Genomic DNA, 14,164 nt, shown 5'->3' with positions numbered 1-14,164 from the left:
AAACTGTGAAAATCAACGAGATGGAAGAACCAAGGTTTGAGGGGGCGCAGCATTCGGCCTTGGGCTTTTCGCAAGACGAGTATGACGAAGACGAACTTGACGTCGTCGAGGAAGAGCTAGGGCTTGAATTACGCAGCTCGGACAGCTTACTCAAAGGCACGCGGAGCGTCCTCTTGGCAAAGCTCGCTGCTCGGCCAACGGGAGCGTTCCACGTCTCGGACGATTCACTCTACAGCGACGCAACCTGGAAGCTCACAGAGGATAATGTCGTCAAATTCGACAGCCAAATCATCGGCGTGAACAACCTTAAACGGTCCATTATGTTTCATCTTCTGCCGGAATTTAATCCGTGGGGCCGGTCACGAAGCCACAACACAACCCACGTAGCCGGCTATGCGTTCGGGTTGCTGGAAAAATACATCTTCTCAAACAATAAGCTGAATGCCACAGCCGCTCAAATTGCTGCGATTGATGCCACCACGCTTAACGAAGCGCTCGATAAGGCGAAGGAAAGTGGTTTTCTGACCACATATAAGCACGTGTATTTCTTTGTGAACTTGTGGTTGCAACTATCCGCCCAGAAGCTCATTCCTCAATCACTTCGCTTGAACATTGCAGCCAATCGCGTCATCACAAAGGAAAGAGCGGGTGATATTTTAGAACATTACCGAAGAACGGTGGGAACATACAAACCTTTAAGCGAACATGAGTTGATGAAGCTTATCGACTACGCTTTGTTCTGGACCGAGAAAGCCCTGCCAGCGTTGTTAAAGGTACGGGATATACTAATTGTGCAAAAGGTCAATGTTTCTGACAGAATTAAGACCGTACAGGCCTCGCGTGCAGCATTTTTCGAAGAAAACCTCACCGTCATCATAGACGATGTTGAGGTGATGAAGCCAAACGTCAACTTTCGTGAACTCGAGCCAACTCCTCGATTTAATTTCTCCACCTTTTGGACCATCTCATGGATTAGGCCCTACGCCAAAGCTTTGGACAGCGTACGCAACGCCATATTTGTTTGGATTGCTCTAATCACCGGGGCTCGAAAGAGAGAGCTGGGTATCTTGACCGATGAGGACATATTATTTGATGAGGCATCGGGAGAGTATTCGGTTCGCGTAACACGATTCAAAACAACCAACGACCCGAACTTCGCCGGTAAGCAAGACGTCCTCCCGTTACCGACGTTCCTGGGTGAGATTGTCCGCGACTACATTTCCGCGCGAGATATTCGAAGTTTCGCGAAAGTCAGAACACTGTTTGGCTCCCACAACCACTCTCAGCTTGGCAAATCGAAAAGCAGCCACAACGCATACCTTACGCTCGAAGCGATTATTCAACAGCTGCAAGATGCGCTAGGCCTCAAGGGAGTTCACTGTCATCGATTTCGCAAGACAATTGCAGAGATTTTGATTAACAGAGACGAGCGTAACATCGATATCATTCGGTTGCTGTTCGGCCATACGAGCTATTCGATGTCCCTGAGATATATCGCGCGAAACCCGTACATCGTGCGTAGCGTGGTGCGGGCAATCGAAAAGAGCTTCACCGACGATTTCGCGGAAATCGTTTCAGGTTTGAGCTCTGGCGTCTATGCCGGTGCTCGCGCAGATGAACTCGCGGGCAGATTGGCCAGTCGCGAAACGCTCTTTGCTGGAAAGGTCATACGGGCCGAGATTCACGATTACGTGTCGCATCTCGTCCGGTCTGGTGAGCCGATTTACATACATCGTACCTCACTGGGAGCCGGCACCTACTGTCTCACCACTGATAACTATCCTGGGGGACCAAAGCCCCCCTGTATCGCGTCGTATTCCTTGGCGGGAGGAAGTCTCCCCAACCCTAGAAACTGCCACGTCGAATGTGGCAACTTGATTCTGCTTGATTCCGCAAAGACTGCCCTACACCAAAACATCACATTTTATTCGAAGCTTGTCGCCTCGGGTACGCTGAAAGAGCGCACGTTGGCCGCTATCACAAAGAAGCTACTCATTTCTGAGCGACGACTCAATGAGCTAGAAGCCCGTTCCGCGTCTGTTGAGGAAATCGCAGGCCTGTCGAGGAAGGCTGGTCATGAGTGAGCACCGCAGGGGAAGCAAGGACACCGAGCAGCGGCTTATACAGATAATTGCCAGCCACGCGATAAAGTTCCCAGGTAAGAAGTTGCTCAAGGCCAAGTTGGCGGCTGCCGCGGGCATTACGCGACAGGCTCTGCATCGCTATTACGGTCATTTGGAACCGTATATCTCTGGCGAGAAATCAGTTTCCGACCTTCTGGATGGAAATAGCAAGAACGCTGTCCTATCCACGGGTATAGAGCGGCTGAAAGCGCTGGAGGCCGAGCTTCAGTCGCTCAAGGTCGGGAGAGATAAGGCGATTGAACGCGCACGAACCGAATATCTTACGTCGCTCATGAAATCGGATTTGGCGTTGCACGACGTTGACGGGTTACGAGCGAGGCTTGAGGCTCAAAGCCTACACAATGACATCTTGATAAATCAAATCAAGACGCTCGAGGCTGAGCTGACTGTGTTGAAGCTCGAAAAGCGACACCTGCTGCCTAAGCAGAGTGCAGGGTGGGACAACACCTCGATATTCGACGTCAACCTTAAGCGGATTTTTGATGCGTATCAGACTTCCGGGGATGCGGCGAAATTGGATAGAGAGAAGCTCAAAGCGGTCCAAGACGCAATCGTTCGCGCACAAAAGGCGAGCTCAGCCGATGCGGCAATCGTAGTCTTTATCGACCGCTATCTTTGCTCGTTCGACATGTTTTGCAAAGATTTCAAGAGCCAACGGAACGGAAACTTCGTAATAGTGCGAGCGCCGGTATTTAGTACCCTTCAGTTGAAGACACTCGTACTGTCGAAGCTCGACATCGACACACCGGTCAAAATATTTTCGCCGTACTGTGAGTCCCAAATCGTCGCGAAAGCGCAGCGCGCTTTTTATTTCTCGTATGTTCCAGAGCATGAGATAGCACTCGCAGACAAGATGCAGAGCATGTCGATATCAGACCCTCGCGTGAACGAAGTTGTGACGTACAAGATTGAGCAAGGCGAGTAATGCTTGATATCAGCAGACAAGTCATCTCTTACGTCGACCATCTTGGGAAAAGCACGTCTCACTACGTCCTCATTGCCCAAGAAGCGGGTCAACGCATATTGCTCAGCCACGCGAATATCTATCTGCACAGAGAGACTAGTGCGTCAATCAAAACTTCGATGCGCTACAGCGGTGTGATTGCGATGTTTTATCGCTTCTTGTCCGAGCAGGACAAGTACGTGGGAATTTCGGTCACGCAGTATCACTCCATCGTCGATAACGACGACATAAAACGTTGGCAAGTTACTAGGCAACGGGCTCGATTAGAGTCAGACAGCGCGGGACCCGTATCTGAAACCATCTTCGAGGATGCCAGGGTGGTCCTCTCCATATTTCATTGGCTGAACAGCAATGGTTACGCCACTAACGTCAACGTGAATTTGAAGACATGGGTCGCGAACTTCAAAAGTGATGACATGTTGAACTACCTCCAGTCGAAAGAGACGGCGAAGATAGATTCGAGCTCAATCCGGGTACTAGATAGAGAGCGACGACAGAAGACTAGGAAATCGTTAATCACGAACGACGAAATTCGGGATTTGATTGAGGCGTTCTCGGACCCTGTCTACGGTGAGATGTTTCGCCTATCGCTGGGCACTGCAATGCGACCTGTTGAGCTGTGTCGATTCCCATATTACGGCAGCGGCAAAAACGCTCACATCTTGCCGTTCTCATCCATGGGTAAAGGGGCGCCGACCGTCGCCTATACGACGGTCGGCAAGGGGAACAAAACGCGCACGATTCGCGTAAATACCAAGGATTTGCAGTCGCTCGAATGGAACTACATCCAGCCGTACTATCGCGAGCGGGTCGAAAAATACGAGATGCGTTTTGGGCATAAATGTCCGCTGTCGCAGTTGTTTCTGACGAAGAGAGGAACTCCTGTCACCCCGGGAAACGTCGCTGTCCGCACACACGCAGCTAAGCTGGTTGCGATGTCGCGTAACCCGGGTTTTCGCGAATCAATCTCCTTTTACGATGCTCGCCACTGGTGGCCGACGCAATTCCTCATTTCGTTTTTTGGCGGAGACCTGTTGACCAAGACTACCGATGTCTTGTTCGCTGCTTGCGCGGAAGTTCTGCGGAACCAAATGGGACATGAGAGCCTAGAGACTACGTATAAGCATTACGTGGACCTTGCGCGAGTGGTGTTCATGGCTCATAAGGGCATGGTGAATGAGCTGGTAATCGAGAGTGGTGAGTCAGTTGAAGAATTCATCAACCGACTACGACTGGACACGAACGTACCGGTAGAGGTCGCGGATGACGAAGAGTGAAAATCTGAACGGCAAACAGCAAACGATTGGATGGACTACATCCGCGCTGGCAAGCTCAACCGTTCCGAGATTGCACCGGAACGGGTTCGACCGGGCAGCGTTTAGACAGAATCCCAAGCTCAACGAGCTTCTTATCTCGATGGACAAGCAGTTGGTTGCGAAGGGGGGTGGCAACTCGAAAGGTCGAAGCAGGCGCCGGTGACGCTGACCGCACTGACGATGCAGTAGTCAGACGCATGGGTGTCGGCAAAGAGCAAGCCGGAACAACGCCTGAAGGCGATGGAAGAGTAGAACGCAGCTCGGAGAGAGAGTCAAAGAGCTACTGACGCAACGTAAGCTGTACAGGATGATTGATGAACAGCTGGCGGCCTCTGGGAGGTTCATTCGCATATGACCGTCACTTCTTACGAGTTGCGCGTCGCAGCCATCCGCAGTCGCGGACGGAATGGCGGTGTCATATTCACCGCACTCACGGACCGGGTTGAAACGTCCGTGGTGGTGTGCGACTTTCGGCAAATCCCAGATGCTAGCCTTGTTGAGAAAGGACAGCGCTGGCTTGTGGCTGGGCGTGTTCAAAGGCGCAAAATTACGCCAAAAAACGGACAGGAGCCTTCGGTGTACATTTCCATGGCAAGCTGATGGCGGAACGTCATGGATTGAGTTTACGTTTTGCTGCAAATTGCGCCTGTCGGCGTAGGTTTACGTTTCCGTGCGCGTTGTCGGGATAGGAACGTCACCCTCGGTGCTAAACGCGCCGTCCTATAAGCCGTTCCGACGACGACCGCTATCACTTACCCGGTTGCCGAGTGTACGCATGAAAATTTCGTAAAATAACCGTGCTGGACGTAAGTCGCGATGTTGTCAAATTGCGTCTCTTGTCCGGACGTCGAGGTGATCGACGACTGATGACGGAAATGCCATCCGCCGATGTTCACGCCCGCGTTGAGACCCAGATAGCTCTGCGTCGAATTGATGCCCGCGCTGTCGGTGTGATAGGTATTCGCGTCATAGCTCACGAAGCCCGCGTTCACGCCCTGTTCCCACATCTCCGGCGGCACATAGCCGCGCGCCGCGTTGCGCATGTACTTCTGCGGCACCGTCAGCGTCAGCTTCTGCTCCGAGAAGTCGAAGTCGATGCTCGCGTCCGGTACGGTGGCAGCCAGGTCGATACACTCGCCCGCATCGGCGGCGCCAGAGGCAGGGTTGCCATTCGCCTTCGCGTCCGCCACGTCTGCGGCCGCGTCCTTGCCTGCATCTCCACCCACCTTGGCGAAATCCACACCGAGTGTCTCCAGCATCTTGCGGCTGAAACACGGGCGCGCGGTTTCGCCTTCGCGCGCTGCCACGAAACGCACATCCTGCCGCGCCACGCGGATGTCGTTCACCCAGACGTCGACCGAGTACACGCCCGGCGAAACCATGTTGCCGCGTGCGAAACGCGCGACGTCCACGGTCTGGTTCGGGTCGGTACGGAGAAACGTCGAATCGAACGACACGGCGGCGTTGCCGCTACCGCTTTCGGATGCAATCACGCTCGCCGACTGGACGCCGCCCATCACCGCGAAAACGGTCAGGACAACTGCCGTTACCGGATTCAGGCCGAACGGACCAGACACCGCACTGGTGCGAGCATGCGAAGGATGACGAGGTGAGAGTTTCATGATCTGACTGGCTTCAAACGTTTTGCAACAGGCGTGCGTTGTCCCTGTGCGTTGCCTGTGCAACGCACGCTATGTGCAGTAAAGGGTTGTCTATGGGCGGAAGGCTGCCGCCCGACCGACTAACTGCTGCGGTCTATTGGGCGAGCGTCGCGTCGCCGTTCATGGCGCCGCCGAAATCGCTGATCGCGGTGTAGTGAACCTTCGCGCCTGCCGAGACTGCGTTCATCTGTGCGACGGGAAGCACCTCCGTCGCGTGGGGGGCCACCATGCCGCCCTTTTCGTTCTTGTACGTGTGACCGCCGCTTTCGACATCCACTTCGCTAAACGACACGTAGTACGGCGTCGGATTCGACACGCTTACCGCCTGGCCTTTTCCGTCGGACGCCGCCGCGACCTTCCAGGTCAATTGAGCCGGCGCGTCTTCAGGTTTGCCAGGCAGCTTCGCGGGACGCACGAACACTTTGATGCGCGTGCGATAGGCGAGCTGCAAGGTGTTGGCGTCGGTTGTGCCGGCCACCTTGGGCGGAATATCGAGCACGTTGAGCCAGTACACGGATTCGCGATCGGTCGGCAAGGCTTCGCCGCTATAGATGACACGCAGCGTCTGCGACTTCTTCGCGTCCATCCGGAAGATCGGCGGCGTGATCACGAAGGGCACCTTGATGTCGCCGGGTTTTGCGTCCGGGTGACCGTCGTCCATCCAGACCTGAACCAGCGAAGGCGCCGCACTGTCGTTATCGAGCTTGACCGTGACTTCGCGTTGGTCAAGCGGATACACCACGCGCGTGCCGCCAATCGTCACGCTTGCATCTGCGTTGCCTGCCAGCAGCGCACAGGCAAAACCGATTCCTAGAGCAATTCGACCCAGCTTCATCACATTCACCTTTTGAAAATAATCTTGAAAATTGGCCGTTAAAAAGGCGTTCGCTTACGCGAACGCCTTAGCCTTCGGCTTACTGGTATTGCATCGTGTATTGCACCGACGTGTTCACTGCGCCGGGAGTGGCCGTGCCAGTCGAGTAGTACTGAGCGAAATACTTCAGGTTGGCGTTGCCGCCGGTAATCGTCGCGCCGTTGTTGGCGATGTCGTTGTTCGCGCCGGTCGTGATGTTGATCGGCAGAAGCGAGGCGTTCAGGAGACGGACTTCAACCTTGCCGGCGCCGCCCGAACCCACAGCGGTCTGGTTGGACAGGTTGCCGGTGGTCTGGTCGACGGTCGGGCCGTTTTCGAAGGCGGCTACCGCCTTGGTCGCTTCGCCCGTGCAGCCGCTCAGTGCCAGCACCATTTGGGTCGGGCTCGACGTACCGGCTACAGCGCCTTGCGACGCCAGCGTGCCGGCGGACACCGTCGGCAACGTGACCGACAGATCGGCCGGCGACCCCGAAGCCGCACCGTTAATCGAGCACGTGGTGTTGGACACGGTGCCAGTGAAAGTGATCGTGCCGTCAGCTGCGTGTGCGCCAAGCGATGCAACGCCCAACAGACCGCCCGTTACGATGGCCATTGCGGGGAGGAATGATTTCATTTTGCTGCTCCAATGAGTAAATAACGTTCTTGATAGTCAAAGGCGAATTCGTGTTCGGTACGACGCGCCGTCGCCCCTGGGCGCTCCAAGGTTCATCGCCGGAAAATGGCGGTCTTTGTTTTGAACCATTGGCCTTTCGTTCAGGCGCAACTAAATGGTATGGATTCGCGAGTCCTAAGTACCTAGGACGATTCTTATTTGAGTGGGATTTTTCCTACTACTGAATCGGATACCTCATGACAACAGCCACTCCCACGTCGACACACGACGCGGAGTTATCCGTCAGATAGAGACGTATTGACGCTCGTCCGATAGAGTCGACGACGTCTACCTCGTGACCGAAGGACAACCCAGCCTACGATCGAGCGCCCCGTGTTGCTGAGGATCGGTCTCAGGCTTCGGGCGCAAGCAGGGAGCCGGGGTTCAGCCGCCACCGGCGACACATGCCGCCGGGCAAGGCAACCGTGCATGCCGCCCCAGTCGTCTCATTCGACGAGAACCCGCTAATCTGAAGCAAAACCCATTTCGATTATTATTTTTCCAGATGCAACACTCGATCAATTAATCACGTTAATCGAAATAGTCACAGGTTATAGGTTATTGCAGATTATCCAACGTTAGCATACGATTAAGCACGGTCGCCGCAGGGCCTGGCGTCCGCAATAAACCCGCATCGGCATTCGCCCGTGGGATATCCGGTAAATCTGGAGGTAGGTGTATGTCCGACGAAAATAATCCGGCTTCCGCTACTAAACGTCGTGATTTTCTAAAAGGTGTTGCAACCGTCGGTATCGCGACGGGCTTCGGCACCGTCGTAGGCGAAGCGCTCGCCCAAAACCCAGCAAGCCCGAAAGCGACGGGTACCGGCGCAAAGCCGCCCACCAAGGCCACCCGTGACGCGAACGCGGTTTATGCCAATCAGCTCGCATTTGACGATACTCAGGACTTCCAGGACGCTACGCGCGGACTCATTGCCACTCTGCCCGATCCCGGCATTATTCCCAGTTCAAAAGGCGGCGCCGCCTGGGACCTGGGTCAATTCGCCTTTATTAGCGGCGGCCCTGATAATAATGCACCTGATTCAGTTAATCCCAGTTTATGGCGTAATGCCAAACTGAATATGAATCACGGCCTTTTTGAAGTCGTGGATGGAATATGGCAGGTTCGCGGTTATGACCTGTCGGTAATGAGCATTATCCGCGGCGATACCGGCTGGATTGTGATTGACCCGCTGATGACCGAAGACGCCTCAGTGGTGGTCTGGAAGCAACTGGTCGTTCCGCATCTCGGTGACCGGCCAATTACCCACGTCATTTACACGCATAGCCACGCGGACCACTACGGCGGCATTCGCGGGATCGTCGACGAAGCCGATATCAAATCGGGCAAGATAAAAATCTACGCACCGGCGGGTTTCACTGAAGCGGCGGTCGGCGAAAACGTGATCGCCGGGAACGCGATGAGCCGGCGGGCCGCCTATATGTACGGCAATCTGCTGCCGCGCAACCCCACTGGGGTAGTCGACGGCGGCCTGGGCAAAACAACGTCCATTGGCGCCATCACACTCATCACGCCGACCGACTTTGCAACCACGACGGGCCAGAAACTGACGCTGGATGGCGTCGACATGACCGTCATCATGGCGCCGGAATCCGAAGCGCCGTCCGAGTTCATGTTCTACATCCCGAAGTTCAAGGCGTTCTGCGCCGCGGAGGATGCTACTCACACACTGCATAACCTCTACACGTTGCGCGGCGCCAAGGTTCGGGACGCCTTGCTCTGGTCGAAATACCTCCAGGCTGCCATCGACATGTTCGGTGGCGAAATGGAAGTGCTGTTTGCTTCGCATTACTGGCCAACATGGGGTAACGAGCGCATCGTCGCCTTCCTGAAAGCGCAACGCGACATGTACCGGTATTTGCACGACCAGACCATGCGCCTTGCCAATACGGGATTCACGCCACTCGAAATCGCAGAGACCGTGCGCTTGCCCGACAGTCTCGCGAAACACTGGTATTGCCGCAGTTACTACGGGACGGTGTTCCATGACCTGGTGGCGCAATACAACCTGCGACTCGGCTTCTTCGACGGTGTGCCGGCCAATCTCCACCGGCTACCGCCTGTCGAAAACGGCAAGCGCTATGTCGAGTTTATGGGTGGCTCGGCCGCGGTGCTGCAGAAAGCCCAGCATTACTACGACAGAGGTGAATATCGTTGGGTTGCCGAAGTGGTGAACCACGTTGTGTTTGCCGATCCGCAGAATGTGGCAGCCAAGCACATGCTCGCCGATGCGTACGAACAGATGGGCTACCAGGCAGAATCGGCGCCATGGCGCAATTTCTATCTCACCGGCGCCATGGAGTTACGCAACGGTGTGCATAAGGTCCCGTTCGGCAGTTCGCAAAGCCCGGACACCATCAAAGCCATGCCGCTGGAAATGTTCCTGGACTATCAGGGTGTTCGCCTGAACGGCACGCGCGCGGCCGGCAAATCCATTACCTTCAACTTCGTGATGACCGACACGAACGAAAACTACGTGGTCGGCGTCGAAAATTCCGCGCTTCATTATTCCAAAGGCAAGACGTCGGATAGTGCGGACGCGTCGGTCACCATGACGCGCGCGGATCTCAACGAAGTCATGATGGGCAATACATCCATGGAAAAACTGGTGATGGCCGGTAAAACCAAGATTACCGGCAGCACGCCGAAACTGGGTGAATTCGTATCCTGGCTCGACAATTTCGACTTCTGGTTCAACATCGTCACGCCGTAACAGGCCTGTGGCACTCAACACGGAACCGAAAAGATGTGCGCAATCTGCGAATTGAAGATCGAGTTTAATATTGGGCACCCTCATGCGCTCACGGTGGCCGTTGCGACGCGAGAAGCCATGGACGTCGGCGTGCTGCCGGAAACGGCGGTTGACGGCGCGTTAAGCAACATGAAGCTGCGCATGGCGGCCATCGAGGCACTTAAGGGCTTGCAAGCCCGGCTGGAAGCTTCGCTGCCGGTCGGTCGTTTGATGGCGCTACCTGATTTCTACGTCCTCCTGATCGAAATCGGCACGTGGGGATTTTTTCACGCCACTGAAGCTGGATTCGATCCGGACATTACGCCGGAGCCACCTGACGTGACCTCCGAAGACCAGGCTGATCGGGATGTGGTGTTTGTTTCATCGGAAGCGGCGCTGCAGGCTATCCTCAACGAAGATCTCTCCGTCGACACGGCGTTCGCCGACAATCTGATCGTCCTGGACGCGGGTGAAACGCATACCAGGCTGCTCCGTTCGGTGCTTGATGCGGCGTTTCCCGTAGCAGGAAACAAGGCGGTCAATTTCTGAGCGGAGGATTGCGCGCAATGCTGCGTGGTCCGCTTCGCGCGTGTACAACTGTACAACGCGAAGCGGACCGTTCTTGCCGCTAGTACGACGACGACGCTCAGCGGCCGAGACCGCCCATCATCGTGTACTTCAGTTCCATGTACTCGTCGAGCCCATACTTCGAACCTTCACGGCCCAGGCCCGATTCCTTCACGCCGCCAAACGGCGCCACTTCGGTGGAGAGGATGCCTTCGTTGACGGCCACCATGCCGCTTTCCAACGCCTCGGACACGCGCCACGCGCGGCCGAGATCGCGCGTATAGAAGTACGCGGACAGGCCGAACGGCGTGTCGTTGGCGGCAGCGATCGCTTCTTCCTCAGTCTTGAAACGGAAGCAGGCAGCAACCGGGCCAAACGTTTCCTCTGCAGCGATCAGCATCGACTTCGACGCGTCGACCAGCACCGTCGGCTCATAGAACGTGCCACCCAGCGCGTGACGCTTGCCGCCCGTCAACACCTTGGCGCCCTTCTGCAAGGCATCGGCAACATGGGTCTCCACTTTCTTCAACGCAGCAGCGTTGATCAGCGGTCCCTGCTCGACTTCGCCCTCAAGCGCGTTACCCACACGCATCTTCTGCACCGCCTGCGTCAGCGCCTGGGTGAACGCGTCGTAAACGCCGTCCTGCACGTAGAAGCGATTCACGCACACACAGGTCTGGCCGGTGTTGCGAAACTTCGAAGCCATCGCGCCCTGAACGGCGGCGTCGATATCCGCATCGTCGAACACGATGAAGGGCGCATTACCGCCGAGTTCGAGCGAGAGCTTCTTGAGCGTATCCGCGGATTGCTTCGCGAGCAGCTTGCCCACCCGCGTCGAACCGGTGAACGATAACTTGCGAACCACGGACGATGCCGTCAAGGCGCCGCCAATCGCCACGGCATCGCCGGACACGATGTTGAATACGCCCGCCGGAATCCCCGCACGCTCGGCCAGCACCGCCAGCGCAAACGCCGACAACGGGGTTTCTTCAGACGGCTTGAGCACCATCGTGCAGCCTGCCGCGAGCGCCGGACCGGCCTTGCGCGTAATCATCGCCAGCGGGAAATTCCACGGCGTGATGGCGGCCACCACGCCAACCGGCTCACGCGTCACGATGATCTTCGCCTTTGGATTCGGGCTCGGAATCACGTCGCCATAGGCTCGCTTCGCCTCTTCGGCGAACCATTCGAAGAAGCTCGCCGCATAGCCCACTTCGCCGCGCGCTTCGGCAAGCGGCTTGCCCTGTTCGCGCGACATCAATTCCGCCAATGCATCGCGGTTCTCGAGCATCAGTTCGCCCCAGCGCTTCACGCGCGCGCCGCGTTCCTTCGCGGTCAACGCGCGCCATGCCGGATAAGCGCGCTCTGCCGCGGCGATCGCCTGCGCAGTTTCCGCCGCGCCGCCCCTGGCGACATGGGCAATCAACTCGCCCGTGGCGGGATTGGAAACGGGATAGGTCTCGGCGCCGGCATACCACTCGCCGTTGATATAGTGCCCGGTACGGAGAAATTCACTCATGCTGCTTTATCCAGAGATTGAACGAACGTCCCTTGCGCGGGACGCGATTCGCGAGCGATGCGCTTGCCGGCCGTGTAATCGTTGATCAGATCGCACGGCGTGTAGTTACGTTCGAGTTCGTAGAGTTCGTCGGCGGAGAGCTTCGTGTCGAGTGCGGCGAGCGCGCTGTCGAACTGCGCCGGCGTATCCGCTCCCACCAGCATGCTTGCGACACCGCCGTGATTGAGCACCCACGCCTGGGCGATTTGCGCCGCCGATACGCCACGCGCCGCCGCCACGCGCGCCACGGACGCAGCAATCTCGCGCGAAGCCGCATCGCCATACATTTGCGCGGTGAAGAAGTCGGTCTGGTTGCGCGTCGAGTTCGGATCGCTTGTCAGGAGACCGCGTGCAAGCGGGCTGAACACCGACACGCCCACGCCCTGATCCTCGCAATACGGAATCATCTCGCGCTCTTCCTCGCGGTACGCGAGGTTCAACTGCAACTGCATGTTGATGGGCTTGTGCCAGCCATTGCGCTCGCACACCTGCATGATCTTGGCGAACTGCCACGTATACATGGTCGACACGCCGATATAACGCGCCTTGCCGGCCCGCACGATATCGTTCAGCGCGCCCATGGTTTCTTCGACCGGCGTGTTCACGTCGAAGAAATGCAGCATGTAGATATCGACGTACTCCATGCCGAGACGCGTGAGCGACGCGTCGATGCCGTCCATGATGTGCTTGCGCGAATGGCCGCCGGCGTTCTGATACGTGCCCATGTCGTAGCCGACCTTGGTCGTCACGACGATCTCTTCACGGCGCGCGATGCGCTTGAGAATGCGGCCCACCACTTCTTCGCCGACACCGGTCGAATAGAAATCCGCGAGGTCGATAAAGTTCACGCCCGCGTCCAGCGCGTGACGCACGATCGGCTCGCTTTGCGCTTCGTCGAAAATCCACGGCTTCCATTGCGGCGTGCCCATGTTCATCGTGCCGAGGCACAAGCGCGAAACCTTCAGGCCCGATTGGCCGAGGCGAATGTATTCCATTGTGTTGTCTCCTCACTGCGACGGCTGCGCTGCTCGCACGGCGCGCAAACCGCGGCGTTTCAATAGGTGCTTTAGCGTTGTTTCGGCGTATAGAACGGGTTCGACACTTCACGCGCGGCGGCAAATACTTCGTCGCGATGCGGCAGGCCTTTCATCGCCGCGAGAATCGCGTTCTTGCACGCGCGGTAGTTGTTCTCGAACACGGCATCGAGATCGTCGGTCTTCGGATTCACCCAGTTCGCCGACACGACGACCCAGTCGTTTTCCGCTTCCGGCGGCAGCGTGCCATTCTCGAGCGATTCGGCGACCGCCTTGGCGATGCCGGCTTGCGAGGCACCCCACGTTGCGTTGCCGTGAAAGTCGCCTTCGATCTGTGCCTTGTTCACATAGAGCGTGAGCGGCTTGGTCGGAATGCCGGGACGGGCGATCACGACGAACGGCGCATGACCGGCGGACGGCGTCGACAGCGCGGTGGCGAATGCCTGGCCTGCCGGTCCATTGCGCGGACCGACCAATACATTGATGTGCGCGAGGTTCACGCCCGGGCCTTCAAAACCTTCACCGATATACAACTGCTTTTCCGTCGATACGCTCATGTCTGATCCCGTCAAGGGTTGGGTGGATGAGCGGATTGTGCTATTCGAGTTGCGCCACCATGAATCGATGTTTTTTGATCCGGGG

11 protein-coding genes are annotated in these 14,164 nt (G+C 56.7%); 5 read left to right on the top strand and 6 right to left on the bottom strand.

Annotated elements, in window-relative coordinates:
* The first annotated feature begins 5 nt into the window (after positions 1–5).
* Genes BUS12_RS01915 through BUS12_RS01905 form a run of 3 tightly spaced genes read left to right on the top strand, consistent with a single transcriptional unit; the run spans position 6 to position 4,385 of the window.
* Positions 6–2,084: a tyrosine-type recombinase/integrase gene (locus BUS12_RS01915; RefSeq protein ID WP_143788229.1), complete on the top strand. Its 2,079-nt coding sequence runs from the start codon at positions 6–8 to the stop codon at positions 2,082–2,084.
* Complete coding sequence (locus BUS12_RS01910) at positions 2,077–3,069, top strand: hypothetical protein (RefSeq protein ID WP_074293986.1); 993 nt, start codon at positions 2,077–2,079, stop codon at positions 3,067–3,069. The genes BUS12_RS01915 and BUS12_RS01910 overlap by 8 nt, the downstream gene beginning before the upstream one ends.
* A complete protein-coding gene (locus tag BUS12_RS01905; RefSeq protein WP_074293985.1) occupies positions 3,069–4,385 on the top strand; it encodes a site-specific integrase in 1,317 nt (438 codons plus the stop codon). The genes BUS12_RS01910 and BUS12_RS01905 overlap by 1 nt, the downstream gene beginning before the upstream one ends.
* A 791-nt stretch (positions 4,386–5,176) precedes the next feature.
* Here the strand turns inward: BUS12_RS01905 and BUS12_RS01900 are convergent.
* From BUS12_RS01900 to BUS12_RS01890, 3 genes are all read right to left on the bottom strand, one after another.
* Complete coding sequence (locus tag BUS12_RS01900) at positions 5,177–6,046, bottom strand: FimD/PapC N-terminal domain-containing protein (protein ID WP_083640200.1); 870 nt, start codon at positions 6,044–6,046, stop codon at positions 5,177–5,179.
* A gap of 133 nt (positions 6,047–6,179) precedes the next feature.
* A complete protein-coding gene (locus BUS12_RS01895) occupies positions 6,180–6,920 on the bottom strand; it encodes a fimbria/pilus periplasmic chaperone (protein WP_074293983.1) in 741 nt (246 codons plus the stop codon).
* 79 nt (positions 6,921–6,999) lie between these two features.
* The gene (locus BUS12_RS01890; RefSeq protein WP_074293982.1) at positions 7,000–7,572 is read right to left on the bottom strand and encodes a fimbrial protein; all 573 of its coding nucleotides are present in this window, start codon (positions 7,570–7,572) and stop codon (positions 7,000–7,002) included.
* A gap of 718 nt (positions 7,573–8,290) precedes the next feature.
* Here BUS12_RS01890 and BUS12_RS01885 point away from each other — a divergent pair.
* Positions 8,291–10,345, top strand: a complete 2,055-nt coding sequence (locus tag BUS12_RS01885; protein ID WP_074293981.1) for an alkyl/aryl-sulfatase — start codon at positions 8,291–8,293, stop codon at positions 10,343–10,345.
* Between the two features lie 51 nt (positions 10,346–10,396).
* Positions 10,397–10,912: a hypothetical protein gene (locus BUS12_RS01880; RefSeq protein WP_143788228.1), complete on the top strand. Its 516-nt coding sequence runs from the start codon at positions 10,397–10,399 to the stop codon at positions 10,910–10,912.
* Positions 10,913–11,009: 97 nt separating this feature from the next.
* Here BUS12_RS01880 and BUS12_RS01875 read toward each other — a convergent pair whose 3' ends face one another.
* The 3 genes from BUS12_RS01875 to fae all read right to left on the bottom strand — a co-directional run bounded on the left by BUS12_RS01875 (position 11,010) and on the right by fae (position 14,079).
* Complete coding sequence (locus BUS12_RS01875) at positions 11,010–12,449, bottom strand: NAD-dependent succinate-semialdehyde dehydrogenase (protein ID WP_074293979.1); 1,440 nt, start codon at positions 12,447–12,449, stop codon at positions 11,010–11,012.
* Positions 12,446–13,483: an aldo/keto reductase gene (locus BUS12_RS01870; RefSeq protein WP_074293978.1), complete on the bottom strand. Its 1,038-nt coding sequence runs from the start codon at positions 13,481–13,483 to the stop codon at positions 12,446–12,448. The genes BUS12_RS01875 and BUS12_RS01870 overlap by 4 nt, the downstream gene beginning before the upstream one ends.
* Positions 13,484–13,554: 71 nt before the next feature.
* Positions 13,555–14,079: a formaldehyde-activating enzyme gene (fae, locus tag BUS12_RS01865; RefSeq protein WP_074293977.1), complete on the bottom strand. Its 525-nt coding sequence runs from the start codon at positions 14,077–14,079 to the stop codon at positions 13,555–13,557.
* Between the last annotated feature and the right edge of the window lie 85 nt (positions 14,080–14,164).

Origin of the sequence: Paraburkholderia phenazinium (assembly GCF_900142845.1) — a bacterium.
Taxonomy (GTDB): Bacteria; Pseudomonadota; Gammaproteobacteria; order Burkholderiales; family Burkholderiaceae; genus Paraburkholderia; species Paraburkholderia phenazinium_A.
The sequence above is the reverse complement of the archived record's forward strand: the minus strand, read 5'-3'. Positions and strand labels throughout refer to the sequence as shown.